This is a genomic window from Agrobacterium sp. A3-95 (genome assembly GCF_053521785.1).
The window spans coordinates 11,827-37,078 of the sequence record NZ_JBNWDR010000013.1 but is presented as its reverse complement, the minus strand read 5'-3'; the positions used below and the strand labels follow the sequence as shown (position 1 = coordinate 37,078).

General features: G+C 56.4%; 24 protein-coding genes and 3 pseudogenes. 22 read left to right on the top strand and 5 right to left on the bottom strand.

Features of this window, described 5'->3' with window-relative positions; translation table 11 throughout:
- Positions 1-104: 104 nt before the first annotated feature.
- Positions 105-572 (bottom strand): Lrp/AsnC family transcriptional regulator, encoded by a 468-nt coding sequence (locus tag ACQZ5Y_RS25995; protein WP_111802165.1) that lies wholly within the window; start codon positions 570-572, stop codon positions 105-107.
- A gap of 120 nt (positions 573-692) precedes the next feature.
- Between ACQZ5Y_RS25995 and ACQZ5Y_RS25990 the strand changes: the two genes are divergently transcribed.
- The 14 genes from ACQZ5Y_RS25990 (at position 693) to ACQZ5Y_RS25925 (ending at position 14,370) form a co-directional block, all read left to right on the top strand.
- Positions 693-2,171, top strand: coding sequence for an NAD-dependent succinate-semialdehyde dehydrogenase (locus ACQZ5Y_RS25990; RefSeq protein WP_013761005.1), 1,479 nt, complete (start codon positions 693-695; stop codon positions 2,169-2,171).
- Positions 2,172-2,185: 14 nt separating this feature from the next.
- Positions 2,186-3,589, top strand: a complete 1,404-nt coding sequence (locus ACQZ5Y_RS25985) for an aspartate aminotransferase family protein (RefSeq protein ID WP_174051225.1) — start codon at positions 2,186-2,188, stop codon at positions 3,587-3,589.
- Positions 3,590-3,748: 159 nt separating this feature from the next.
- Positions 3,749-5,197, top strand: coding sequence for a MocR-like ectoine utilization transcription factor EhuR (gene ehuR / locus ACQZ5Y_RS25980; RefSeq protein WP_111796491.1), 1,449 nt, complete (start codon positions 3,749-3,751; stop codon positions 5,195-5,197).
- Between the two features lie 68 nt (positions 5,198-5,265).
- Positions 5,266-6,285: a hydroxyectoine utilization dehydratase EutB gene (gene eutB / locus ACQZ5Y_RS25975; protein WP_162633796.1), complete on the top strand. Its 1,020-nt coding sequence runs from the start codon at positions 5,266-5,268 to the stop codon at positions 6,283-6,285.
- Positions 6,282-7,295, top strand: a complete 1,014-nt coding sequence (eutC, locus tag ACQZ5Y_RS25970; RefSeq protein ID WP_111802167.1) for an ectoine utilization protein EutC — start codon at positions 6,282-6,284, stop codon at positions 7,293-7,295. The genes eutB and eutC overlap by 4 nt, the downstream gene beginning before the upstream one ends.
- Entirely contained in the window at positions 7,292-8,470 is a 1,179-nt protein-coding gene (doeA, locus tag ACQZ5Y_RS25965; protein WP_174051220.1) for an ectoine hydrolase DoeA, read from the top strand. Before eutC ends, doeA begins: the two co-directional genes overlap by 4 nt.
- Positions 8,471-8,473: 3 nt before the next feature.
- A complete protein-coding gene (doeB, locus tag ACQZ5Y_RS25960) occupies positions 8,474-9,487 on the top strand; it encodes a N(2)-acetyl-L-2,4-diaminobutanoate deacetylase DoeB (RefSeq protein ID WP_111802169.1) in 1,014 nt (337 codons plus the stop codon).
- A gap of 60 nt (positions 9,488-9,547) precedes the next feature.
- Positions 9,548-10,399: an ectoine/hydroxyectoine ABC transporter substrate-binding protein EhuB gene (ehuB, locus tag ACQZ5Y_RS25955; RefSeq protein ID WP_004431450.1), complete on the top strand. Its 852-nt coding sequence runs from the start codon at positions 9,548-9,550 to the stop codon at positions 10,397-10,399.
- A gap of 60 nt (positions 10,400-10,459) precedes the next feature.
- A complete protein-coding gene (gene ehuC, locus ACQZ5Y_RS25950) occupies positions 10,460-11,125 on the top strand; it encodes an ectoine/hydroxyectoine ABC transporter permease subunit EhuC (protein ID WP_035200466.1) in 666 nt (221 codons plus the stop codon).
- Positions 11,126-11,137: 12 nt separating this feature from the next.
- The gene (ehuD, locus tag ACQZ5Y_RS25945) at positions 11,138-11,830 is read left to right on the top strand and encodes an ectoine/hydroxyectoine ABC transporter permease subunit EhuD (protein WP_174051218.1); all 693 of its coding nucleotides are present in this window, start codon (positions 11,138-11,140) and stop codon (positions 11,828-11,830) included.
- On the top strand, positions 11,827-12,606 hold the full coding sequence (ehuA, locus tag ACQZ5Y_RS25940; protein WP_013761013.1) for an ectoine/hydroxyectoine ABC transporter ATP-binding protein EhuA: 780 nt from the start codon (positions 11,827-11,829) through the stop codon (positions 12,604-12,606). The genes ehuD and ehuA overlap by 4 nt, the downstream gene beginning before the upstream one ends.
- Positions 12,607-12,830: 224 nt before the next feature.
- Entirely contained in the window at positions 12,831-13,127 is a 297-nt protein-coding gene (locus tag ACQZ5Y_RS25935; protein WP_336509985.1) for a toxin-antitoxin system TumE family protein, read from the top strand.
- Positions 13,124-13,495, top strand: coding sequence for an HVO_A0114 family putative DNA-binding protein (locus ACQZ5Y_RS25930; RefSeq protein ID WP_111802171.1), 372 nt, complete (start codon positions 13,124-13,126; stop codon positions 13,493-13,495). Before ACQZ5Y_RS25935 ends, ACQZ5Y_RS25930 begins: the two co-directional genes overlap by 4 nt.
- Before the next feature lie 389 nt (positions 13,496-13,884).
- Positions 13,885-14,370 carry a cupin gene (locus tag ACQZ5Y_RS25925; protein WP_111802173.1) on the top strand — a complete coding sequence of 162 codons (486 nt, stop codon included), beginning with the start codon at positions 13,885-13,887 and terminating at the stop codon, positions 14,368-14,370.
- Between the two features lie 69 nt (positions 14,371-14,439).
- On the opposite strand, the gene ACQZ5Y_RS25920 is transcribed toward ACQZ5Y_RS25925, so the two are convergent.
- Positions 14,440-15,036, bottom strand: a complete 597-nt coding sequence (locus tag ACQZ5Y_RS25920; RefSeq protein WP_174051214.1) for a TetR/AcrR family transcriptional regulator — start codon at positions 15,034-15,036, stop codon at positions 14,440-14,442.
- Between the two features lie 81 nt (positions 15,037-15,117).
- Between ACQZ5Y_RS25920 and bdcA the strand changes: the two genes are divergently transcribed.
- Entirely contained in the window at positions 15,118-15,825 is a 708-nt protein-coding gene (gene bdcA / locus ACQZ5Y_RS25915) for an SDR family oxidoreductase (RefSeq protein ID WP_211380946.1), read from the top strand.
- 127 nt (positions 15,826-15,952) lie between these two features.
- On the opposite strand, the gene ACQZ5Y_RS25910 is transcribed toward bdcA, so the two are convergent.
- Entirely contained in the window at positions 15,953-16,657 is a 705-nt protein-coding gene (locus ACQZ5Y_RS25910) for an anti-sigma factor (protein ID WP_111802176.1), read from the bottom strand.
- Positions 16,654-17,199 carry a sigma-70 family RNA polymerase sigma factor gene (locus ACQZ5Y_RS25905; protein WP_174051254.1) on the bottom strand — a complete coding sequence of 182 codons (546 nt, stop codon included), beginning with the start codon at positions 17,197-17,199 and terminating at the stop codon, positions 16,654-16,656. Before ACQZ5Y_RS25905 ends, ACQZ5Y_RS25910 begins: the two co-directional genes overlap by 4 nt.
- Positions 17,200-17,403: 204 nt before the next feature.
- On the opposite strand from ACQZ5Y_RS25905, the gene ACQZ5Y_RS25900 reads away from it, so the two are divergent.
- On the top strand, positions 17,404-18,192 hold the full coding sequence (locus ACQZ5Y_RS25900) for a DUF4394 domain-containing protein (RefSeq protein ID WP_174051210.1): 789 nt from the start codon (positions 17,404-17,406) through the stop codon (positions 18,190-18,192).
- Between the two features lie 159 nt (positions 18,193-18,351).
- Here ACQZ5Y_RS25900 and ACQZ5Y_RS25895 read toward each other — a convergent pair whose 3' ends face one another.
- Positions 18,352-20,040: a class I SAM-dependent methyltransferase gene (locus ACQZ5Y_RS25895; RefSeq protein WP_111802192.1), complete on the bottom strand. Its 1,689-nt coding sequence runs from the start codon at positions 20,038-20,040 to the stop codon at positions 18,352-18,354.
- Between the two features lie 201 nt (positions 20,041-20,241).
- Here ACQZ5Y_RS25895 and ACQZ5Y_RS25890 point away from each other — a divergent pair.
- The 6 genes and pseudogenes from ACQZ5Y_RS25890 to ACQZ5Y_RS25865 form a co-directional block, all read left to right on the top strand.
- Positions 20,242-20,475, top strand: a pseudogene (locus ACQZ5Y_RS25890) (transposase); the annotation flags it as partial.
- A 565-nt stretch (positions 20,476-21,040) separates the two neighbouring features.
- A complete protein-coding gene (locus ACQZ5Y_RS25885; RefSeq protein ID WP_162633792.1) occupies positions 21,041-21,475 on the top strand; it encodes a hypothetical protein in 435 nt (144 codons plus the stop codon).
- Positions 21,472-21,885 carry a transposase gene (locus tag ACQZ5Y_RS25880; protein WP_162633791.1) on the top strand — a complete coding sequence of 138 codons (414 nt, stop codon included), beginning with the start codon at positions 21,472-21,474 and terminating at the stop codon, positions 21,883-21,885. Before ACQZ5Y_RS25885 ends, ACQZ5Y_RS25880 begins: the two co-directional genes overlap by 4 nt.
- Positions 21,803-22,285 (top strand): annotated as a pseudogene (locus ACQZ5Y_RS25875) (IS110 family transposase); the annotation flags it as partial. The gene ACQZ5Y_RS25880 and the pseudogene ACQZ5Y_RS25875, both read left to right, overlap by 83 nt.
- Before the next feature lie 99 nt (positions 22,286-22,384).
- Positions 22,385-22,666 (top strand): annotated as a pseudogene (locus tag ACQZ5Y_RS25870) (IS3 family transposase); the annotation flags it as partial.
- 512 nt (positions 22,667-23,178) lie between these two features.
- A complete protein-coding gene (locus ACQZ5Y_RS25865) occupies positions 23,179-25,023 on the top strand; it encodes a flagellin N-terminal helical domain-containing protein (protein ID WP_174051208.1) in 1,845 nt (614 codons plus the stop codon).
- Positions 25,024-25,252 lie beyond the last annotated feature (229 nt).

Genomic DNA, 25,252 nt, shown 5'->3' with positions numbered 1-25,252 from the left:
GGTTAACTGCGAGGTCTCGATGGGTAGAGAGGTCTCAGGAAACATTCATCAGCCTTTTCAACCACCCCGGACGTCTAGTGGCGAGATCTGTGAACCGCAAGTCGTCAAACCTCGATCGGAAAGGAAAATCCGGCCTTTACCCGGTCCATGACGACCATGGTCTTGAAGCCCTTGATATCGTGGTTTTCGTAAAAGAACCGCCGGGTAAAGGCCTCATAGTCCTCCATGTCCTTGGCGGTGATGACCAGAATGAAGTCGGCATCTCCCGTCACATAATATCCGATCATCACTTCCCGGGTCGCGCGGATGGCCGCCTTGAAGCGATCGACAATATCGGCGCGTTCGCGCTCCAGTGAAACGAGCACGATCATGGTAATGCCGCGCCCAACGGCCTTCGGCGACACGATGGCGACATCCGCTTCGATGACGCCATCTTCGCGCAGACGTTTGAGGCGCCGCTGGCATGCGGAAGGTGAAAGATTGACGAGTTGCGCCAGCTCTTCCGACGTAAGGCGATTGTTTTTTTGAACGGCCTCAAGCAACGCCTTGTCCGCTCTATCGAGAGTATTCATGCACAAATCCTGCGTACGGAACCTAAAATAAGCGAAATTCCGGCTTGAACGATATAATTAACGCAGTCAACCGCTCAATGCGCTTGATTAGTCTCCCTGTAAATCTACCGGGAGCTCCATATGAGAAGTATTGCAAGCACTGCATTAAAAAACCTGCGGCGGCCCGATTTGATCGAGCGACGCGCTTTTCTCCATGGCAGCTGGGCTGCTCGCGATGAAACGCTCAGTGTCATTGATCCGGCGACCGGAGAAGATCTCATCGGTGTGGCGGCATGTTCGCTTGAGGATGCGGATGATGCCGTCAGTACCGCGAAAAATGCCTTTCTAGAATGGCGCGACAAGCTTCCAACCGAACGGGGGCAGATCTTGCGTGAATGGGGCAAGTTGATGCGCAACAACGCGCATGATCTCGCCGTCATAATGACGGCCGAACAGGGCAAACCACTCTCGGAATCGCTTGGTGAAATTGCTTACGCTGCCAATTTCCTTGATTGGTTTGCCGGCGAAGGCGAGCGCGCCTACGGCGAGACGATACCGAGCCATTTGCCCGACAGCCGTGTCTCGGTCCAGATGCAGCCGCTAGGCGTCACCGTGGCCATCACGCCGTGGAACTTTCCCTCTGCTATGATCACCCGCAAAGCGGGCGCAGCGCTTGCCGCTGGCTGCACAATGATCGTCAAACCGGCGCCTGAAACACCCCTCTCGGCGCTCGCTTTGGCAAAGCTCGCTGAGGAAGCTGAAATGCCCGCCGGCGTATTCCAGGTCATCACTGGTCACGCCGCACCACTTGCGCATCGCCTGTTGCAACACACCGATGTGCGCGCATTTTCCTTTACCGGCTCGACTGAAATCGGTCGTATTTTGCTGGCGCAATCGGCGGCGACCATCAAGAAGGCCTCGCTGGAACTTGGAGGTCACGCGCCCTTCATCCTGTTCGACGACGCCGATGTCTCCAAAGCCGTAAAAGGTTGCATCGGGGCGAAATTCGCAACATCGGGGCAGGACTGCCTCGCTGCCAACCGGATTTACGTCCAGCGAGGTATTTATGACCGCTTCGTCAGTCAGTTCGGCAAGGCAAGTGCCGAACTCAAGGTCGGCCACGGTTTCGAGGCTGGCATCGATATAGGGCCGATGACACGCCCCTCCGTCGCTGAAAAGTGCCGCAAGCAAATCGCGCAGGCCCTCTCTGCCGGTGCACAGCTCATCTGCGGCGGGCAGGACAGTCCGCTCGGCGGCAATTTTGTCACCCCGACCGTGCTGGCCGATGTCACAGACGACATGCTGATCGCGCGGGAGGAGACCTTCGGTCCGGTGGCCGCGATCTTGCCATTCGATGACGAGCGGGAGGTCGTGCGACGCGCCAACTCGACGGAGATGGGGCTTGCGGCCTATCTCTACACCAACGATCTCGGCCGGGCGATGCGTCTGACGCATCAACTGGAATATGGCATGGTAGCCGTCAACACGCCGAAATTTACCGGCGCGCCCGTTCCCTTCGGCGGCTGGAAACAGTCCGGCCTTGGTCGTGAGGGCTCGCGTCATGGTCTCATGGAATATCTCGAACCCAAATATGTCTGCTTCGGCAACTTAGCTGCGTGAAAAGGAACTCGCCTATGACAATCGACGTCAAGAATATTGCGGAAATGGATCGAAGCGCCGTTTTGCACCCTTTCACGCAGCTCAAGGATTTTGCCAGCGGCAAACTCGGCGAGCCCACCATTGTCGAAACCGGCAAGGGCATCCGCATTCAGGACGCGCACGGCAAGCAGTTGATCGACGGTTTCGCCGGTCTTTATTGCGTTAATGTCGGTTATGGACGTACCGAGGTGGCTGAGGCGATTTCACGCCAGGCCTACCGCCTTGCCTATTATCATTCCTATGCCGCCCACACGACGGATGAGCTGGCCATCCTTTCCGATCGCCTCGTCAGAATGGCACCAGGCAAAATGAGCAAGGTCTTCTACGGCATGTCAGGGTCAGACGCCAACGAGACACAGGCCAAGCTCGTTTGGTATTACAACAATCTGCGCGGCAAGCCGCAAAAGAAGAAAATCATCTCCCGCGAACGGGGATATCACGGCTGCAGCGTGGTTTCCGGCTCAATGACCGGCATGAGTTTTTATCACGACCATATGGACCTTCCACGGGCCGGCATCCTGCATACAGGCGTTCCGCATCACTATTGGGGCGCAGAAGCCGGTGAGACGGAGCTGGAATTTTCGAGGCGGCGCGCGGAAGAGCTGGACGCGCTTATTCTGCGCGAAGGACCGGACACGATTGGTGCATTCATCGCCGAGCCGGTGCTCGGAACGGGCGGTATCACACCGCCGCCGGAAGGTTACTGGCCGGCCATTCAGGAGGTTCTCAAAAAATACGATATCCTGTTGATTGCCGATGAGGTTATTACCGGCTTCGGCCGCACGGGTTCGATGTTTGGTTCACAGCATTATGGCATTGAGCCGGATCTGATCACCGTCGCTAAAGGCCTGACCTCGGCCTATTTCCCGCTTTCCGGCGCTATCGTTGGGGAGAAAGTCTACAAGGTGATGGAAGAAGGCGCGGATCGCGTCGGCGCGTTCTCCCACGGCTACACCTATTCCGGCCATCCTATCGGAGCGGCGGCTGCAAACGCCGTGCTCGACATCGTCGAAAAGGAAGACCTGCCAGGCAATGCACGAGCCGTTGGCAGCTATTTCCAGGAACAACTGAAGGCGAAGTTCGCCCAGCTTCCGATCGTCGGCGAGGTGCGCGGCGTGGGACTGATGGGCGCTATCGAATTCGTGGCGGACCGGGAAAAAAAGACGCGTTTTGCCCCTCAACTCACGGTGGGTGCACGCGTTTCCAAGGCAGCGCGCAACGGCGGTCTCATAGCACGCGCCATGCCGCATGGCGATATTCTGGGCTTTGCACCGCCGCTCGTTACGACCCGGGAGGAAGTCGACGAGATCATCGCCATTGCTGAAGCCGCTGTCCGCAGTGTCATGGATGATCTGGTCCAGGCCGGCGAGAAAATCTGATCGGCAGCTTCAGTTTTCAACGTCGCAAATGCTGCTCATTTCGACGGCAACTGCGCCTCTTTGCAGCGCAGTTGCTGTCTGCGCTGCATAAGGCTTCATCTTTTCATAGAAACATGCATAATGTCATGAAATTACCTTCGTCGAAAACGAGACAATTTCATGCGTCGTCAAGCCAATTCACCCAGCCCAGATCCAGTTTCCCCAACGAGACCGGTGGCATGGCGACCGACGCTAGCCAAGCAGAAAGGCGAAACGAAACATTCCGCACTGACGGAACGCATCATTGCTGATATCGACGCCGGCGTTCTGAAGCCGATGGACCGCATGCCGACACACCGCGATCTGGCCCGCGAACTCGGCCTTTCTGTCCAGACGGTCAGCCTTTCCTACAAGGAGGCGGAGCGGCTTGGTTATCTCAGCGGCGAAATTGGCCGTGGAACCTTCGTGAAGACGCGGGTGACGGAGCGGGCAGGTCGCATGATGCTTGATCACAGCCCAACCGAGGTGCTCGATCTATCCATCATCCGCGGCGTTTATCTCGATGACCATGAAAATGCCTCGCGCGCCATTCTTCGCGAGATGGCCGATGGTGACAATTCTGGCTTCATGCGCCCCTGCCGGCCGGTCGCGGGGCTCGAGAGCCATCGCGAAACGGCCAGAACATGGCTTGGCATGATGGGCGTGACCGCCGGTCCGGAACGCATTCTTGTCACCAATGGCGCGGCGCACGGCATTTTTCTCGCTCTGAGCTGCATTATCCGCTCTAATGACGTGGTGCTCTGTGAAAACCTGACCGACCACGGCATTATCGGCCTGTCTAATATTCTCGGCTTCAGCCTAAAGGGCTTACCCACCGACGAAGAAGGCATTTTGCCCGAAGCGCTGGAGGCCGCCTGCGCAGCCGGAGGTGTCCGCGCTCTGGTGCTCATTCCCACGCTTAACAACCCGACCGGGCATGTGTCGGGCGCAGCGCGAAGGCAGGCCATCGCCGCAATTGCCGAGCGGTACGGCATTTTTGTCATCGAGGACGAGGTCTACCGTCCGATGATCGAGGATGATCTGCCATCCATCACCGAAATGCTGCCTGATCTGGGCTTCTTCGTCACCAGCTTCACCAAGACAGTGTTGACAGGGCTGCGCGTCGGTTATCTCGTCGTGCCACCCGCCTATTCCATCCGCGCCGCCTCCATTCTGCGAGTGTCGAGCTGGAGCGGGACATATCTCACGGCCGAGATCGCTACCCGTTGGGTCGAAAACGGAACGGCACGGCTGCTCTTGGATGTCCAGCGCACCGAGGCCCGTGCGCGGCAGAAAATCGCCATGGACATACTGGGCCACCATATAGGGTCGACCCACCCCCTCTCCCTCTGCGCCTGGCTGAAGGTTCCGCGGCGCTGGACGGAGGACGGACTGGTGCGCGCGCTCACGAACCAGAACGTCGCGGTAACCCCGTCAGAACCATTTATTGCCGGTCCTAGCCATGGCGGCGGCATTCGCATATGCCTCGGCGGCCGCCTCAATCATGCAAGCCTCGCCAGGGCTTTGACCATCGTGCGACAGACATTCGAGCAACTGCCGCCGGTCTACGATATCGGGTCAATCGGCTGAAGTTGCCAGCCGAAAATCATTGAATCATTACAATATAATAATTGACATGATTTTATTTCGCTCTCAACATGACAATCATGAAGAGCGAAAACCTGTCCATATCCGCCGCCGACAACTTGCTTCCAGTCTCACTGGCCGCGATAAAGCGAGCAGCGGCGCGGCTTGCGGGACAGGTGGAGCGCACACCGCTGGTTCGCTCGGACTTTCTCTCTGAGCGCTGTGGTCATCCCGTTCATCTCAAACTTGAAACCCTTCAGCCCATCGGCGCCTTCAAATTGCGCGGCGCGATGAACGCCATTCTCTCGCTAGACGATACGACGTGCCAGCGTGGCCTCGTCACCGCCTCGACGGGCAATCATGGCCGGGCCGTGGCCTATGCCGCAGACAAACTCGGCATCCCCGCCACAATCTGCATGTCGGCGCTGGTGCCGGCAAACAAGGTGGAGGCGATCCGCGCGCTCGGCGCGGAAATCCGGATTGTCGGCAGATCACAGGATGATGCGCAGGAGGAAGTGGAGCGCCTGACCAAAAGCAGAGGCTTGACCGCTATCCCGCCTTTCGATCACGCCGACGTCGTGGCTGGCCAGGGCACTATCGGCCTCGAGGTCGTCGAAGACATGCCTGAACTGGCGACAATTCTCGTTCCTCTATCGGGCGGTGGCCTTGCGGGCGGTATCGCCGTTGCGGTGAAGGCGCTGAAGCCGGAGGCACGTGTCATCGGCGTTTCCATGCAGCGGGGCGCGGCCATGCATGCGTCAGTCACTGCCGGGCGGCCCGTCACCATCCAGGAAGAAGAAACGCTGGCGGATTCGCTGGGAGGGGGGATTGGATTGAAAAACCGGATCACATTTGCGCTCTGCCAATCTCTTCTCGACGAGATCGTGCTGGTATCCGAGGAAGAGATCGCAGCCGGCATCCGCCATGCGACGCATGAAGAAGGTCTGACGGTCGAGGGTGCCGGCGCAGTCGGTTTCGCGGCGATCCTCTTCGGCAAGGTGGACATCACCGGCCCAACCGCGATCATCGTGTCGGGTGGAAATATCGATCCGGCGGTTCACAAGACGATCATCGAAGGGCCTGCTGTATGAGCCAAATCACCATCCTAACCGAAAAAGATCTGCGCGCTGTCGTGAAGCTCGACCTGTCGGCAGTCGAGTGCGTGGAGCAGGCCTTTGCAGCGCTCGCAACCGAAGCGGTCGCCATGCCGCCGATCTTGCGGCTCGATATACCAGAGTTTCGTGGCGAGGTGGATGTAAAGACGGCTTATGTGCCGGGTTTTGACGGTTTCGCCATCAAGGTCAGCCCCGGCTTTTTCGACAATCCCAAGCTCGGTCTGCCGAGCCTCAACGGGCTGATGATCCTCTTCAGCGCAAGGACCGGACTGGTGGAGGCCCTTCTTCTCGATAACGGCTACCTCACAGATGTGCGTACCGCCGCAGCCGGGGCGGTCGCAGCACGGCATCTCGCCCGTGAAGATGCTTCCGTCGCAGCAATTTTCGGAGCGGGCATGCAAGCCCGTCTGCAGTTCGATGCGCTGAAACTGGTGCGACCCATTCAATCCGCACGCATCTGGGCTCGTGACCATCAAAAGGCCGAGGTGCTCGCAGGCGATCTGGCCCGCGAACACGGAATAGAGGTCGTCGCCGCGGCCGATCCGCAGACCGCTGTCCGGGGCGCCGACATCGTCGTGACCACGACGCCAGCCGATAAGCCGATCCTGTTTGCCGGCTGGCTTGAAGAAGGCCAGCATCTGACGGCCATGGGATCGGATGCCGAACACAAGAACGAGATCGATCCGGCCGTATTTTCCAGGGCGCGCTATATCGCAGACCGGCTTTCGCAGACCCGAATTCTCGGTGAATTGCACCACGCTATCGCCGCGGGGCCTGTAACGCAGGATCAAGAATTCACCGAGCTCGGTGCTGTCATCGCTGGCAAGGCACGCGGTCGCGTATCGAGGGACGACATCACCTTTGCCGATCTGACCGGCACCGGAGTGCAGGACACCGCCATCGCCAATCTCGCCTTTACCCGCGCAAAAGACGCCGGCAGCGGCCAAATCATCGAAAACAGTGTGAAAATGGGAGACGCAGCGTGAGCGTAACGCTGAACTTTACGCGCGAGGAATATGCCGCGCGCCTGTCCAAAACCCGCGACGCCATGGAAAAGGCAGGCATCGACCTGCTTGTCGTCACCGACCCATCCAACATGCATTGGCTGACGGGCTATGACGGCTGGTCCTTCTATGTCCACCAATGCGTGCTGGTGCCGTCGCTAGGCGAGCCGATCTGGTATGGCCGCAAGCAGGATGCCAATGGCGCCAAGCGCACCGCCTACCTCGCCCAGGACAACATCATCGGTTATCCTGACCACTACGTTCAATCGACCGAACGGCATCCGATGGATCTGTTGTCGAAGATCGTCGATGACCGGGGCTGGTCAGGCCTGTCGATCGGCGTCGAGATGGACAATTATTATTTCTCGGCTGCTGCCTTTGCATCCTTGCGGAAACATCTGCCGAACGCCCGCTTCAAGGATGCCGCCGGTCTTGTAAACTGGCAGCGCGCAGTCAAAAGCCCGACCGAACTCGACTATATGCGCAAGGCCGGCAAGATCGTCGAGCTGATGCACAAACGTATCGTTGACGTAGTCGAGCCGGGCATGCGCAAATGCGATCTCGTCGCCGAGATCTACGATGCCGGCATTCGTGGCACCGCGGAATTCGGCGGGGATTATCCCGCGATCGTACCGTTGCTCCCTTCGGGTGCCGATGCTTCTGCGCCGCATCTGACATGGGACGACAAGCCGATGCGCTTGGGCGAAGGCACCTTCTTTGAAATCGCCGGCGCTTATCGCCGTTATCATTGCCCGCTGTCTCGCACTGTCTTTCTCGGCAAGCCGACGAAGGCGTTCCTTGATGCGGAGAAGGCCACGCTTGAGGGCATGGAGGCCGGTCTTGCGGCTGCCAAACCCGGCAATACCTGCGAAGATATCGCCAATGGGTTTTTTGCGGTGCTGAAAAAATACGGGATCATCAAGGACAACCGAACCGGTTATCCCATCGGCCTCTCTTATCCGCCGGACTGGGGCGAGCGCACCATGAGCCTGCGCCCCGGCGACCGCACAGAGCTGAAGCCCGGTATGACGTTCCATTTCATGACCGGTTTGTGGCTAGACGACATGGGGCTTGAAATCACCGAGAGTATCGCCATTACCGAAACGGGTGTCGAATGCCTCTCCAATGTGCCGCGGCAACTGTTCGTGAAAGGCTGAGAGATGTTAAGCACCGCGCTACGCCCCTCACCTATCACGTCGTCGGTCGATTTTGACAAGAAAGGCGTGCAGCACGGTCATCTGCGGCTACCATACAGCCGCGATGACAGTGCATGGGGGTCGGTAATGATCCCGATCTGCGTGATCGCCAACGGCAAGGGGCCGACAGCCCTTTTGACCGGCGCCAATCACGGCGACGAATATGAGGGGCCGGCCGCACTCTTCGAACTTGCCCACACACTCGATCCAGATGACGTCAGCGGGCGTATCATCATCGTGCCAGCACTCAACTATCCGGCTTTTCGCGCGGGAACACGCACCTCGCCGATCGACCGCGGGAACCTCAATCGCAGCTTTCCCGGTCGTCCGGACGGTTCCGTGACGGAGAAGATCGCCGATTACGTGACCCGCCATCTGTTACCGCTTGCGGATATCGTTCTTGATTTTCATTCAGGCGGCAGGACGCTTGATTTCCTGCCTTACGCTGCCGCTCACGAATTACCCGACAAGATACAGGAAGCCCGGTGCTTTGAGGCGGTGGCAGCTTTTGCTGCCCCCTATTCGATGAAGATGCTGGAGATTGACGCCGTTGGCATGCTGGACACGACGGCCGAGGAACTGGGAAGGGTCTTTGTCACCACCGAGCTTGGCGGCGCGGGCACGGCCAGTGCAAAATCGATCGACATCGCCCGCAAAGGTACCATCAACCTGCTGCGCCATGCAGGCATCCTGACCGGCGTCGCGGTGCCGACGCCGAGCCGCTGGCTGGATATGCCCTCCAACGATTGCTTCACCTTTGCCGAAGATGACGGGCTCGTCGTCTTCGTCCGCGATCTCGGCGACACGGTCACGGCAGGTGAAACCATCGCCAGGGTCTACCCTGTTGGAAAAACCGGTCTTGCGCCGGTCGAATACCGCGCCTCTATCAGTGGCGTGCTCGCAGCGCGCCACGTTCCCGGCCTCATCAAGGCCGGCGACTGCCTTTCCGTCATCGCCACGGTCACGGAGAATACCTAGTCCGAAGAATGAAGTGAGATCCGAAAACGGACCACGCAACCCAACCAGAGGAGTTAGAACATGAATATGACAAAACTCGCCGGGCTTTCCGCCCTTGCTCTTTCCATCAGCGTGACAGCGGTCAGCGCACTCACCCTCGAGGAGGTGAAGAAGCAAGGCTACATTCGCGCAGCGACTGCCAATGAAGTGCCCTATTCATACATGCAGCCCGACGGCACCTCTGCCGGCATCGGCCCCGATGTCGCGAATGCAGTTCTGAAATCGATGGGCATCGAGGAGGTCAACTGGACGGTGACCCCATTCGGCACGCTGATCCCCGGGCTGAAGGCGCGTCGCTTCGATTTCGCAGCCGCCGAACAGAACATTTCGCCCGAGCGCTGCAAGCAGGTGGCCTTCACCGAACCGAACTCGTCCTATGGCGAAGGCCTGCTGGTGAAGAAAGGAAATCCTAAAAAGCTGACCACCTATGCCGATATTGCCAAGGACCCTGCATTGAAGGTCGCCGTCGTATCTGGCGCCAACAATGTAGACTTCCTGCGCGCCGTCGGCGTCAAGGAAGATCAGATCGTCTTCATCCCGGCCAATGCAGATGCCATCCCCACTGTCCAGAGCCGCGCCGATGCCTATGCCGCCACGGAACTGACAGTGTCAGAACTGGCCAAGGGCCAGGCCAATGTCGAGCAGGTGAAGCCCTTCGTTGATCCTGTCGTGAAGGATGCGCCTGTGCGCAACTACGGCGGTTTCGCTTTCCGGCCGGAGGACAAAGAATTGCGTGACGCCTTCAACGCCGCGCTCGTCGAATTCCGCAAGACCGACGACTACAAGAAAATACTCGCAAAATACGGCCTCTCCGAACAGAGTATCGCGGCAGCGGCCGAAAAGAAGGTCGCCGATCTCTGCGCCGGAAAATGACGCCAGCCGGCGCCCGTGCGTTACCGGGCGCCGATTACCATGAACTCGGGAACACTCCAGATGGACATGACCGCCTACCTGCCGATGTTGTGGCAAGGCGCAGTCGTCACGATGACGATGACGCTCGCAGCCCTTGTTGTCGGCACGGTACTCGCCTTTTTCTTCGGCATTCTTCGCGTCGAGGGTGGACCAATCCTCTCGACTGTCGCGTTGTGCTACACGGAGGTGTTTCGCGGCACCTCGCTGCTGGTCCAGCTTTTCTGGTTCTATTACGCGCTGCCGCTCGTCGGTCTGAGTTTCGATCCCGTCACCACCGGCGTCATGGTGCTCGCCGCCCATGCGGGTGGTTATGGCGCCGAGATCGTTCGCGGCGCGTTATCTTCCGTTTCGGTGCAGCAGCTGGAAGCCGCACGAGCGCTGAACTTCACGCGGATGCAGACGCTGTTTCGCATTTCCTTGCCGCAGGCGATCGTCGAGATGATGCCGTCCTTCGGCAATCTAGCCATCGAAACGCTGAAGCTTTCCTCACTCGTATCGCTGATCTCGATTGCCGACCTCACCTTCGCGGCACAGTCGATCCGCAACCTGACGCTGGATAGCACCAGCATCTATTCGATCACACTCCTTTGTTATTTCGCGATGTCGCTGATCCTGATGGCCATCATCCGGGTGATCGAACATGTCGTGCGGCGCGGCAATGTCTTTCCGCGCACTCGCCATTCGTAAGGATATTCAGTCATGATGTATGGTTACGAATGGGACACGACCACCTGGATCACCTACACGATCTCGATCCTGCCCATCATTTTGATCGGCCTGACGGTAACGCTGAAAGCAGCCGCCGCCGGCTTTGCCACCGCGCTTATTCTGGGGCTGGTTTTTGCGCTGCTGCGCCGCAGTCGGGTGAAATTGATTTCCTGGCCGACCGCAGTTGTTGTCGAATTCCTTCGCGACACTCCGCTTCTGGTGCAGCTTTTCTTCCTCTATTACGTTCTTCCGGAATTCGGCATCGTTCTGCCGGCGTTTCTCACCGGCGCGCTGGCGCTGGGCCTTCAATATGCCGCCTATACGTCTGAGGTCTATCGCGGCGGCATGGAGGCGGTGCATCATGGCCAGTGGGAAGCCGCGACTGCGCTTAATCTGACGCGCATGCAGACGTATCGGGATATCATCATCCCGCAGGCGATCCCGCGCATAGTTCCGGCCATGGGCAACTATCTTGTCGCCATGATCAAGGAAACGCCGGTGCTTTCCGTAGTCACGGTTCTAGAGATGATGGGGCTGGCAAACATGATCGGCGAGCGCACTTTCGAATATCTGGTGCCGCTGACGCTTGTCGGCCTGATCTTCCTTCTTCTGACCATAATCTGCTCAGCAGGCCTCAGCCGCCTGCAAAGGGCGCTTCCAAAAGCAGGAATACCCTTGCGATGACAAACAATACCAATCAACCGCTGATCGAATTTTCCGATGTCACAAAGCGGTTCGGCATTTTGACGGTCCTCGACCAGTTCAATTTCAGCGTGGCAAAAGGTGAAAAAGTCACTCTTATCGGTCCTTCCGGCTCCGGTAAGTCGACGGTTCTGCGCATTCTCATGACGCTGGAACCGTTCCAGGAGGGAAAGCTGACGCTGGCGGACATTTCCTACCATCAGGCCGGCGGCAAAGGCCCCTTCCAAGCCTCGGAAAAACACCTGCGCCAGATCCGTAACCACGTCGGCATGGTTTTTCAAAGCTTCAACCTCTTCCCTCATATGACGGTGCTGCGCAACATCGTGGAGGCGCCGGTGCGTGTACTGGGCATTGCCCGGCCGGAGGCAGAAACACGGGCAATCGAACTCCTGAAGATGGTCGGCCTGGCCGACAAGAAGGATCACTATCCAGTGCAGCTTTCTGGCGGCCAGCAGCAGCGTGTCGCCATTGCCCGCTCTCTTGCCATGCGCCCGCGTGTCCTGCTTTTTGACGAACCAACCTCCGCCCTAGACCCCCAGCTGGTCGGCGAAGTGCTTTCCGTCATCCGTGGCCTGGCCCACGAGCACGATTTGACCATGTTACTTGTTACCCACGAGATGCGTTTCGCTCGGGAAGTGTCGGACCGGGTTTGCTTCTTCGACAAAGGGCGTATTTGTGAGCAAGGAACGCCAGAAGAAATCTTCGGCGCACCAAAGGAAGATCGGACCCGCGAGTTCCTGTCATCCGTTCTGCGGTAACCGCACTCTCACACGACCAGGAAACAGCCATGACCACAGCGACGACGAGGTGGCAGACGTGCTCGATGATGCTGAATACGGTGGTCACACCGGAGGCGACCTGAAGCAGTTCTCCGAGGCGGCTGAGCAAAATAGCCGTCGCCCGCCGCAACGTCTCGTCGCTGCGGCGGGATTTGCTCATTAATCAAGTGTTGGCGAGATTGACAACACCGTAAGATGTTGGCATTATAGACAACAAGAAGGCGCTCACGATCACAGAACACAAAAGTTTTGGTGCCGACGGCAGCATTATCCAGTTCGTTATTTGGAAAGTTCCAACGCCTGTTCCCCCAACCGAACATGGGTTCAAATATCGCATGGTCTATGCCCAGAACGGCATTAGGGTTGTGGGCTTCGACAATGAGCGGGGTAAAGGCGATCACATAGATCTGGACGGCCATGAGTTTCCTTACCGGTTCACAACAATCCACCAACTGATTGAGGACTTTTTATTTGAGGTCGAAAAACGGAGGCAGTCATGAGAACTTTGACCATCACGACAAACGCCGACTGGAAATCGGCATTACGCGTAGCAGGTAAGCGCGCTGCTATTGGCCTCGAAAGCGGTGAGTATCAGGGTGAAACGCTAAACTTTGAGACACCCGGCACATTCTTTTCGCGTCTCACCGAGCGCCGTTGGGAGCTACTGAACGTCCTTCTGGGAAGTGGAACGGTTGGCGTGCGAGAGCTTGCGCGCAGACTGAACCGGGACGTCAAGCGCGTCCATGAAGATGCTGCGGTGCTAGTCGAGCTGGGACTGATTGAGAAGGACGAGCGCGGTGCATTAAGTTGCCCGTTCGAGCATATTCATATCGATATGATGATGGTGTCAGCAAGAAAGGTGGCGTGATAGGAGAGAGGGCGCTGACGTTTAGCACGATTAGCGTCGATTATGGCGAGAGGAACCGCCTTCGGCCCTTCGCCTCCCGGTCCCCTCGATACGGACACGGCACTCTGTTGATCTGAACCCTTCATACTGGACCGTTTTTGGTTAGAGTGTTCCGGTGCATTTTCCTGGCTGGGAAAGGAACGGAAGACGATGAAAGCATCGCAGTTTTCGGACGCACAGAAGACGTTCATTCTGAAGCAGGGTGATGAAGGAGTGTCGGCGGCGGAAATCTGCCGGTGCCACTCCAGTTCCGCCGAAGTGCGGACGAAGATTGGCTGGTCGCCAGCACTGGCTGCGCCGCAAACCAGACACGGTTTGGCAGGCCCGACCAGATGGCCAGGAGCATTCACATGAAAGTTGAAAAAATCACTTTAAATCCGGGCGATCAGGTTCCCAACAACCAGACCTTCCCTGTCATCATCTATCGACACGTCGGCTCGCCATTCGATTCCGCTGCTTTCGAGGCACTGTTCGCACGAAACGGATGGCGCGGCATCTGGCGCAATGGTGTGTTTGCCTATCACCATTACCACAGCGGCGCGCATGAAGTTCTGGGCGTGGGGGGCGGTGAAGCGACGTTGCAGATTGGCGGGCCGGATGGGCAAACCTTGCACGTTACGCAAGGTGACTGTCTGGTCTTGCCAGCCGGTACGGGCCACATGAAGCTGAAATCCTCTGCGGATTTTCAGGTTGTCGGCGCTTATCCACCCGGCCAGGAGGCCGATATTCAGACGTCTGCACCAACCAGTGCGATGCTTGCACAGATAAAGTCTTTGCCAAAGCCGACAACCGACCCCGTGCACGGAGCATCAGGTGGCCTGATCGATCTCTGGTAAGAATGAGCCAGGTTTTCGAAACCTGCCAGCTTCCATCACTAGTAAGAAGTATTGAGACTGCTCCGAGATTCACGCCTCGGAAAGCTCCTGCTTCACCGCTCCCCCCGCAACGCGCGCAATACTCAGGAGCCGCTCCACGTCGCGGCCAATCCGCGCCATGGCGGAGAGACCGACCATGGTCGAACTCACGAAATCCGCCAGACGCTCAGCCTCTTCCGGATGGCGCGCGGCAATATAGGAGCGGATCACGCCCTCTGCCGCCGTGTGAAAAACGCTGGCTGCGGCACGCGCCTCTTCATCATCGCAGCGCGTACCTTCCAGAACGAGGCAGCCAAGGGCTGCGGAATGAGCGGCATAACGCCTTGCCGCATCTTCCAGCAACGCGGCAAGGCACTCGCCAACCGGACGATCCGGCCGCAGGATATCGGCAAGAGGAATTGCTTCCGTGCCGGCATAGAGATCAAGAACCCTCTTGAAGAGGCCCATCTTGCTACCGAAGGCGGCATAGAAGCTCGGCGGGTTGATGCCTAACACCGAGGTGATCTCCGCGACGCCGACAGCATCAAAGCCACGCGCGTGGAAAAGCTGCTTGGCCGTGGCCACAGCCTGATCAGGATCAAAACGGCGCGGACGGCCGCGAGAGCGAAGGTTTTTTGTATCAGTCATTACATAATATCTTGACGAGTGAGCTGCTTCGTATTTATGTATCGATCATTAAATTAATTTTCAAGGTCATGGAGAGTGCTCGTGTTTCAAGGAAAATCCGTTCTGGTTCTTGGCGGCAGCCGAGGCATAGGCGCAGCCATCGTGCGGCGGTTTGCAGACGAAGGTGCAAAGGTAACGTTCACCTATGGCGCATCCCAAGGTGCGGCGGAACACCTGGCGAAGGAGACGGGCAGCACTGCCATACGGGCGGACAGTGCTAACCGCGACGAAGTCATCCGCGTAGTGCGTGACAGTGGTCCTCTGGACATATTGATCGTGAACTCCGGGATTGCCATTTTTGGCGATGCTCTCGAGCAGGACCCTGATGCCATCGACCGTCTGTTTCAGATCAACATCCAGACGCCCTATCACGCCTCTGTGGAGGCGGCGCGGGAGATGCCTGACGGTGGCAGGATCATCGTTATCGGCTCGGTCAATGGAGACCGGATGCCGGTGCCGGGCATGGCCTCTTACGCCGTTTCCAAATCGGCCTTGCAGGGGCTGGCGCGCGGTTTGGCACGCGACTTCGGGCCGCGCGGCATCACCATCAACGTTGTGCAGCCCGGCCCGATCGACACCGACGCGAACCCGGAAAACGGGCCGATGAAAGACCTGATGCACAGCTTCATGGCACTCAAGCGCCACGGACGGCCAGAGGAAGTGGCCGGCATGGTGGCCTGGCTTTCCGGGCCTGAAGCCGGTTTTGTGACGGGCGCGATGCACACGATCGATGGCGCATTTGGCGCCTGATAAGCAGATTGCCTGATTGTTTGCGGCAGGTTTCGGGACATCACGATGCTGCTGCTCCCGAAACCGGCGAGTAGAATGCGGCGAAGGAAATTTCGCCGCGATCTTATCGGTTTTGCCTTTGGGCGATCTATCGCGGCATTCGGGCGAAGCCCTTTGCCAGAATCGGGCCGGTTGGCCTTCCTGTTGGTGATCCGCCTGCCTGTTCAAGCGTGATCTCGTAGAGCTGGTCGCTTCTGGGGGTCGGCAAAGCCGGTCCATCGAGACGCGCTGAACGGACGCCATCGATCAGGCCGAGCGAGACCGGGCCAACCTCCCTGGAGGGCAATGTCCATACCTGTATCGTCTTGTCTCCAGGCACTGCAAAATCGGCCAGCATCCGCACGGTTGCTCTTTCGTTGCCAAAATCCTCAACAACGGCCTGAACCTCACCCGTCTCGTTGACGAGGACTGCGATCACCAGCGGCTCCGTTGTCCGTGTCAGGCTAAACGTAAGGCCGGCGGCGAGCACAAAGGTTGCGGCAATGGCGGACACGGCAACGGCGCGCCAGCGGTTTGTGCTGTTGTCGTTTGCCGTGTGGGTGAGCTTGAGGGATGCGGATTTCGACTGGAGCGGCAGGCGGGATTCGATGTTGCTCCACAATTCGCCCTTGATGGCTGCCGGCTCGACGGCAGTATCGAGCGGCAGAAAACGCTCACGGCTGGCCGCGATTGCCGCACGCAATTCGCCATCTGATTCCATTGCTGCTTCAACAGCCTTGGCTTCGGAGGTCTCCAGCAAGCCCAATACATAGTCATCGGCGATGGCGGGAATATCTTTGCGCGCCATCATCATGCCATGCACTCCCGAAGCGCCGAAAGGCCGCGCCTGATCCAGGACTTCGTCGTTCCAAGCGGAATGCGCAACCGGCCAGCGATTTCGCCGTGGGAATATCCGGCCACGTAGGCCATCAGGATGCCCTGTCTCTTTGTCTCCTCAAGACCGCCGAGACATTCATAAAGTCGTGAATTCCGATCGAGCTTCTGCCATGCGGCCATTACTTCACCTGCCTGCGCGCCATCGCGGAGCGTTTCAACATCCTCCACGGGGAGTTCACGCCTGCTGTCGCGCAGAAGATTAAGCGCCCGGTTTCTGACGATCGCGTAAATCCAGCCGCGCGCCGACCCCTGGTCTGCCCGATACTGGTGCGCATGGGTCCAGATGCGCACGAAGCTCTCCTGTACCACCTCTTCCGCCAGTTCCCTGCGCTTGACGATGCGCTCTGCCACTGCAATCAGCCGGCCTGCCTCGCGATCGAAAATCGCACGCAATGCGTTTTTGTCCCCTTTTGCGCAGGCAGTAAGCGCCCTGTGGAGATCGTCCGGCACGGAGCCCATCTGCATTTGAAACCTTTCAACGTCTGATCGCCAGCATGGTCGGCTTAGGCATAATACCCATCGTGGCGGCATATGGATGCATCTCGCAAATATTTTTTCGCTGTCTGCATCCAAATGCACCCTGCCCGGTGTCTTGAACTGTGGAAGCGTCGAAAACCAACCGCTGGACGCCTTCCGAACGGTTCAACGCACGGGAGAAACACCATGAATATCATCCGCTCCACTCTGATCGCCTCCGCCGCTTTCGCTGCATCGGCAACCATCGCGGTTTCAGCACCGGTCCTCGGGCTAACCGGCGACAAGACGCTCGTCATGTTCGACACCACCAAGCCTGCCGTCACAAAGACAATGGATGTCACCGGCGTCGACAAGCTCATTGGCATCGATTTTCGCCCCGGGAACAAGACTGTCATCGGTGTAACGCCGGACCACCGCATCGTCTCCATCAACCTTGAGACAGGTGCTGCAACCGATGTGGCCAAGATGGACAAGATGCTGACCATGACCGAAGCGCCTGTTGTGGTCGATTTCAACCCAGCAGCGGATCGTCTTCGTTTCATGACCGGCACGACCAATCACCGCGTGCATCCCGATACCGGTGCGGTGACGGTTGATGGAACACTGGCTTTTGAAGATGGCGACATGCACAAGGGAGAAGCGCCAAACATCGTTGCCGCCGCCTATACCAACTCTATCGGCAAGCCGGAAAAGACGGCGATGTACAATATCGACGCGACCATCGGCGCCCTGGTTCAGCAGACGAAGCCGAATGATGGCACACTGAAGGCAATCGGCAAGCTCGGCCTCAAGGACATGCCGGCAACCTACGCATTCGATATCCACGGCGAGGAAGGCGGCAAGAACACCGCATACCTGGCCGCCGGCAACACGCTCTACACCGTCAACCTCGAAACCGGCGCTGCCACCGAAATCGGCAAGATCACAGGTGCAGACAACACCTTGCGCGACATCACCATTCTTCCTGCAGTGTGATTAACCATCACCTACTGCGTACGTGAGCTATCAAAAAGGCTGGTGCGGTTATGCGCCAGCCTTTTTAATTACATCCGTTATGTCAAGGGTCGCTAAAAAGCACTATCTGCGAACAATAATCGTTCCTAGAAAAATCGCCACCTCAGACCAAAAAGCTCCCTACACCTTCTTTATCGCTTTTTCTAAGTTTGCGATTAAGCCATTAGGGAAGCGCCCCTCGTCAGCACCATATTGGACATAGTGGCGAAGTGGATCAACGCCGGCCCTGTCAATATCCACATAGTAATTCCGATACCATTCCGGATCAAACAGCCCGGAACGCTTGAGCATGCTGACCTGACGCGACGAATACAGCCTGCGCGGAAGCACTCTCCAAAAATTAGGCAACTCGAGCATTTTCATTACAGCGCGTCCTAACAGGCGTCCGGCCTCTTCAAGAAGCAGAGACCGAACGGACGCTTGGCCTTCCGTTTCCATCAGCATTTTCGTCAAGGTTGTAACTTCAACCAATCGCTCCTGCGCCCGTAGGTCGCTCTCTGCCTTCGCATTCTCTAGGCTCGCATATTGTCGAATGTGCTCATCCCTTGCAGCTTTGGCTTCCGCCAACTCCGCCGCGGCTTTTGAGGCCGCATCATTCAACTCCTTAATAGATATCGACTGAGCGAGACAACGTTCCTTGTCTTCGGACTGAGCATCGCGAAGTTGCTCCACATCACGCACCAGTAGATTAATATGCTCCTTCAGCGCCTCTGTGACTTTATTACTTTGGATTTGGCTTTCAGAAGCGATTGCCAACTCGCGACGTAAGTCCGAAATTTCAAACGCATTTTGTTCGGCCTCCAGTTGGCGTTGCGAGAGCGCACTTGTAACATCAGCTAGGCGACTTCTTAAATCCGCAGCCTCAACACTCACCTGGACGGAACTTTGCTGGGCGACCTCAATATAATTCAAATTATTCGATAACTTTTCTTCTAAAACCCTAATATTTACTTCCCGCTCTGCCGCTAAAGCCGCCAGTTCTTGGACTTTATTCTTATGTTCGCCAAGCTCCTTTTCTAACTTCGTGACCTGCACAACCCTCTTACGTAGCTCCTTGTTATCATATGAATCGAGACATGCTTTTCCCAAGCTCGAAAACAAATGCTGAACGTCGCGTCGAAGGCCGTTTTGGTGCTCGGCATCAAGAAGTAACCGCAACCTTTCTGGAAGATGCCCGCCGACTCCTACAACTCCTAGTCCGTGACCATGGAAAAACTCGAATACTGGGTATTTTTCTCGCAATTCATCAAAAAGACGAAATACTCCAAAGTTGCGCTCTCTCACATTTGTATCGTGTAAAAGCACTACACCCCGGTTGGATATCTTTGGTAACCACTTGTCAAAATCATTCCTCACAGCTTCGTAGCTATGGAACCCATCAATGTGCAAAACATCTATACTACCATCCAGAAAGTATTCATTCGCCTCATCAAAGTTTTTCTTCATGAGGGTGGAAAAAATGCTGTAATTATCCTCATTGTAATCTTTAACATACTGGTACACTTCCCCACCATATGCCCCAGCGTGTTCGTCCCCGGTCCAACGGTCAACAGCGAAAGCTTGCGCACCTATGTCAAGTTTCTCGAGCGCTTGGCAGAACGCAAAGTACGAAGTGCCCCAATGGGTGCCCAACTCAACCATTAAAGATGGGCGCAGCGCCTCAGTTAACCAAAAAGCAAAAGGAATATGCTCAATCCACGCAGATTGCTTCAAGTACCTGGGTCGCAAATAAGCGTAGCTTCCGATGGGTAAAATCTGCGCCTCGGTTAGGGTTGACAAAATAGTACGTTGACTAAGTGCATCGTTCATACCTGACTGATCCATTTGGGTTCCCAAGCGAATAATTCCCGCGTTTGAGAAACGCGTAACACAGAAGAGACGTCAGGCAAATATCGCTTCAACCATCAGCCGCTTTGTGCGGATTATTTTCAATCAGCCGTTTATCAAATACTGAATAGCCCAGAGATTTGTAGACGCCTTCTTTCCTAATTTTGAGGCAGGAAGAGCATCATGAGCAAATCGAATTTCAGCGAAGATTTTAAGCGCGACGCCGTGCGTCAGATCACGGAGCGAGGCTATCCGGTGGCGGAGGTTTCTAAGCGCCTCGGCGTGAGCCAGCATTCCCTGTATGAATGGAAGAAGAAGTTTGCGGCGTCAAACGCCAAAGGCAACGACGAGGCCGAGGAGATCCGGCGGTTGGAGAAGGAACTGGCTCGCGTCACCGGGGAGCGAGACATCCTAAAAAACGATCACGGGTTTCGGTCAGCCTATGCGCGGTAGAAACAGGCCGAGCTACGCTGATCGTGGGAGGGGAGTTGCCGACTGCTTATTGGAGGCGATCGGCCCCGTTAAAAAACGTGGCACATGGGCTGTTGCGAACTTGGGAGTGGTGACGCTGTTTCGGCGGCGATCCCGGATAGGAAAATGACGAACTTTTGCGGCCCAGCCCCTCTCGATCCAGAGGAGGAGAAGCCGTGCCAAAGACAAGTTCATCCATGCCGCAGAACCTCACCCGCATAAATCCCGGTGCAGCGGCCGTCGACATCGGATCCACGATGCATATGGCAGCGGTCAATCCAGATTGTGCTGAGATGCCAATCCGTCATTCGGAATCTTTGCCCACGATTTGCATGATATTGCCGCTTGGTTCAAATCCTGCGGCGTCACCAGCCTGGCGATGGAGTCAACCGGGGTCTACTGGAATACCGGCCTACGAGATTCTAGAGTAGCGCGGCTTCGAGGTGATCCTGGTCAACGCACTTTATGGAAAGAACGTCCCTGGCAGGAAGACGGACGTTAGCGACGCGGCATGGCTTCGCCATCTGCAGATTTATGTCCTGCTGCGCGGGAGCTTTCGGCCGAACGCACAGAGGTCGCAACGCTGCGTGCTTACCTGCGCCAGCGAGAACGGCTGGTCGAGTATGCGGCAGTTCATATCCAGCATATGCAGAAAGCTCTGATTGAGATGAACCTACAGTTCCACCATGTTGTCTCCGACATCACCGGCGTGACCGGCATGAAGATTACTCGTGCGATCATCTCCAGTGAACGTGATCCCGACGTTCTGGCATCTTTGCGCGATGTTCGCTGCCACTCATCTGTCGAAACAATCAGAGCACCCTTGATCGGCAAAGATCGTGATGAACAAGTGTTTGCTCTTTCCAGTCACTCGAGCTTTACGACTTCTACCAGGAGAAGACGCTGGAGTGCGACCGCAGGCTTCAAGCGTAGATTGCTTCCATGACCGCCGAGCCTGAGCCGCCGCTGGCGCCACTGCCAAAGATCCGGAAGAAGACCAAGCAGACCAACGCACCGTCCTTCGATGTTCGCGCCGCACTATACGGCCTCACAGGGACAGATTTGACCCAGATTCACGGCCTCGGCTCCTCGCTTGCGCTCGAGCTTACCGGCGAGTGCGGAACGGATCTGAGGGCATGGCCCTCTGCCAAGCACTTCACATCGTGGCTCTGCCTCGCACCCCGCAACACCATCTCCGGCGGCAAAGTGCTTTCGTCCCGGACACGTCGATCCTCTAGCCGCGGCGCTGTTGCGGTTGGCTGCCACCACGATTGCCCAGGCTGCGGCACATCCCGCCTTTGCGGAACGGCGAACCGTCACACCTCGAAGCCGAGACCGCATGGTGGAAACTCTTAGAGTTTTAAAGGCTTGCCGAAAGACCGCAGTCAACGCTCGGCGCATAGCCTTACAATTTAATCCAGAATACGATCATCGACGCGCCCGACGTGTTGCGGGATCAGCTTCGTGGCATGACCCGCACGCAACTGATTCGATTGCTTGCCGCCTGGCGTCCGGACCTGATAGCCTACCGCGATGTGGAAGCCGCATATCGGATCACCTGAAGTCGCTTGGCCGCAGATATCTTTAACTGCATGATGAGATTGCCGATCTCGACATGATGATCGCTGCAATCGTCGAGGACCTGGGTCCGGACCTTATCGAACGTAATTCAATTGGTCACAACCGCGCCGTGCAGCTCTTGATCACCGCCGGCGACAATCCCGAGCGATTGAAGTCAGAAGCAAGTTTCGCGGCGTCAAACGTTAAATCGCTCGGGAAGTCTTCGGCATCATCATGCGTCGCCAGAAACAGATCAATCAAACCAGGATCGTCGCTTGACAAACAGAAGGGCGTCCAGGGCTCCCAGTTTGCCAGCATGAACCGGGCATTGTTCCTCAGCCATCACAATCTGGTTTATTCGATGAACCGACGCGGCAACTGCCATGACAATGCGCTGGCCGGAAGCTTCTTCAATCTTCTAAAGCGAGAACGGATATGTCGCAGGGTCTACCCTTCACGCGATGAAGTACGCCAGGACGTGTTCGACTGCATCGAAATGTTCTACAACCCAAAACGCAAACACGTCAGAAACGGAATGCTGTCGCCCGTCGATTTTGAGAAGCAGCAGAAAATCTAACCCGAGGGTGTCTACAAAACTCACGGCAATTCACAGATCGAGGCTTTGAAACAAGCAAAGCCTCAAGCCGTCAGAGTGAAGGAGATTCGAAACTCGGAAATTGTCGTTGCGAAGTGCAACTACTGCGGCCACGTTTCAAATATCCCGCACTGGCAACTGAACCGCGTGGCAAAGGTCGATACCACCGTCGACGAAATTGCCAAGCGACTGAAATGCAAACGCTGCAATGTCAAGGGTGTTGTGAAGATCACCATAGCCAAGATGCCGAGGTGAGCATGTGCAACCTATATCGCATTGTAATAAGGATTGATCCGGGATCGCAATCCGCGCTTTCATATCACCGAGGGGTCAGTTGTGGAACTGATTAGAAGCGCATCTCTCAGTGGAAGTGTCTAACGACTGCTACTTTCCGTAACCCGCAGTTAACACTTGATTAACCAACGAACTATTTATATCGATGCAATCACTGATTGCTCATGAAGAGCGCGAGATCATTTTTTTGCGAGCTCCTCATGACATCTATTCTGACCAACAGCACTGCCATTTCTGCACTGCAAACCCTCCGCTCCATTTCATCTGGATTGGAGAATTCTCAAAAGGCAGTATCTACAGGACTTCGCATTGCAACTGCGTCTGACAACGCAGCCTACTGGTCTATCTCTACGACCATGCGTTCTGACAATGGCGCTCTCTTAGCCGTCCAGGACGCACTCGGCCTCGGTGCAGCCAATGTTGATACGGCTTATGCCGGGATTGATTCGGTGGTCGCTGTTCTAATAGAGTTCAAATCGAAACTCGTAGCAGCGACAGAGCAAGGTGTTGATAAATCCAAAATTCAAGCCGAGTTGGACCAGCTTAAGAATCAAGTTGTAAGCGTTTCTGGCTCCGCCAGCTTCAGTGGTCAAAATTGGCTGAATACAAATATTGTCGATATTTACGACAGTGCCTTCAGTAGGGCTTCCATTGTTTCATCCTTTGTGCGGACGGGAACTTCTGTCTCCGTCAAGACGATAGGTGTCGATCTTTCCAGAATATCGCTATTCAACAGCACTGGCGGCGGTCTGCTTCAAGAGGACGCGCGAGATATCAAGACCATAGGCGGCATTAGGTCTCTGAATCCAACATCCGATCCGGCCACTATTGGCGGTGACTACACATCGTATGATGGGATCGACGGTTCAAAAGGATATATGACGCCCGTATGGAACACAGGAAGCCCTGGCAGGGTCTTCATCGATTTCCCCGCAAACGCGCCGCTCGATTTCAATCAGCCGGGCGCTGAAGTCAGCTTTACGATAATTCTCGATAAAGAGGCTTCAAATCCGGACAACTACACTGGAGCGGGCGGTAATCTTCATGAGCTACCAGGACCATATTACAACGGTTATTCCGCGACAGTGACCATTACTAAGGCCGATGTTGATGCTTACAATGCAACCCTCGGAGGTGTAATATCAACTAATACGCAGTATGCGGGGCTACTTACCTCAAAATTGAGTTCAATTGGAGCCTCTGCGTCCGCAAACTACCTTACGGGATATCCCCCCGTCCATGATCCAGAAAAGATTTCGATCACAACGCTCCAACAACACGGTGATGGATCGTACGTAGAGATCGCTACGGTTACGAGTGTCGGCGTAAGCGCAGGAGGACTAAAACCGGACTCCGATTTCGGTACGCGCGGTTCCGGCCTCGCCCTAAATTTTGAACCGTTTATAGTTTTTAGAGACGGTATCGATGATAAGGGAATAAGAGTTAGCTTCACCTTCTCGGTGAACGGGGCGTCACCAAAGGCCTACGCATTTGATCGGTCTTACGTGAATCAGGTGCTGTCACGCGACGACGGAAAAGTGTCGTCGCCCGAGGATATGGCGACCCTGATGAAGTCTCTCCTCGAAGACGATTGGCCAGATCTCATCATCGAAGCAAATGCGGGTCGCGTTGTTATTAAATCAGACCCGGCTGTGGATAGGCAGTGGGGCTCAGGAACCCTGATCGACTTCGACAACATCCGTGTCAGCAACGAGCCGCGCTCTACCCTGAATTTCCTAGAGATCAACATTGTTGCGAACCCTGATTTGGTCGACATGTACATCACTTATGTTGAGAACGTGACTACCAACGCGACTTCTGGTGCGGCGATGTTGGGCGCTATTCACACGCGGATAGACTTGCAGCTTGGCTTCGCGGACCGTCTTTCAGAATCGATCGCAAAAGGAATTGGACGGCTAGTCGATGCCGACATGAACGAGGCATCAACCCGTCTCAAAGCCCTCCAAACGCAGCAGCAGCTAGGCGTACAATCGCTGCAGATCGCCAACAGTCAGTCGGAGAGCATTATAGCTTTGTTTCGGTGACCGAGCGTTTCGGTTCGCAATCGCAATTGGTCATCCGTGAACAGCAACGCAATGCGAGATTGAGAGATTGGATAGCAGGGGCACGTTCAGTGCCCTTTGCTCTCCCTAACTCCCTATCCTTCTTCGTCTGATCGTGATGCCACTTGATCGCATAATGCATCGTAACCGGTGTTCCGCTCCCACGTTGTTCTCGCCGCTCTGATCTGTGATCGCCTATCCATGGACGAGC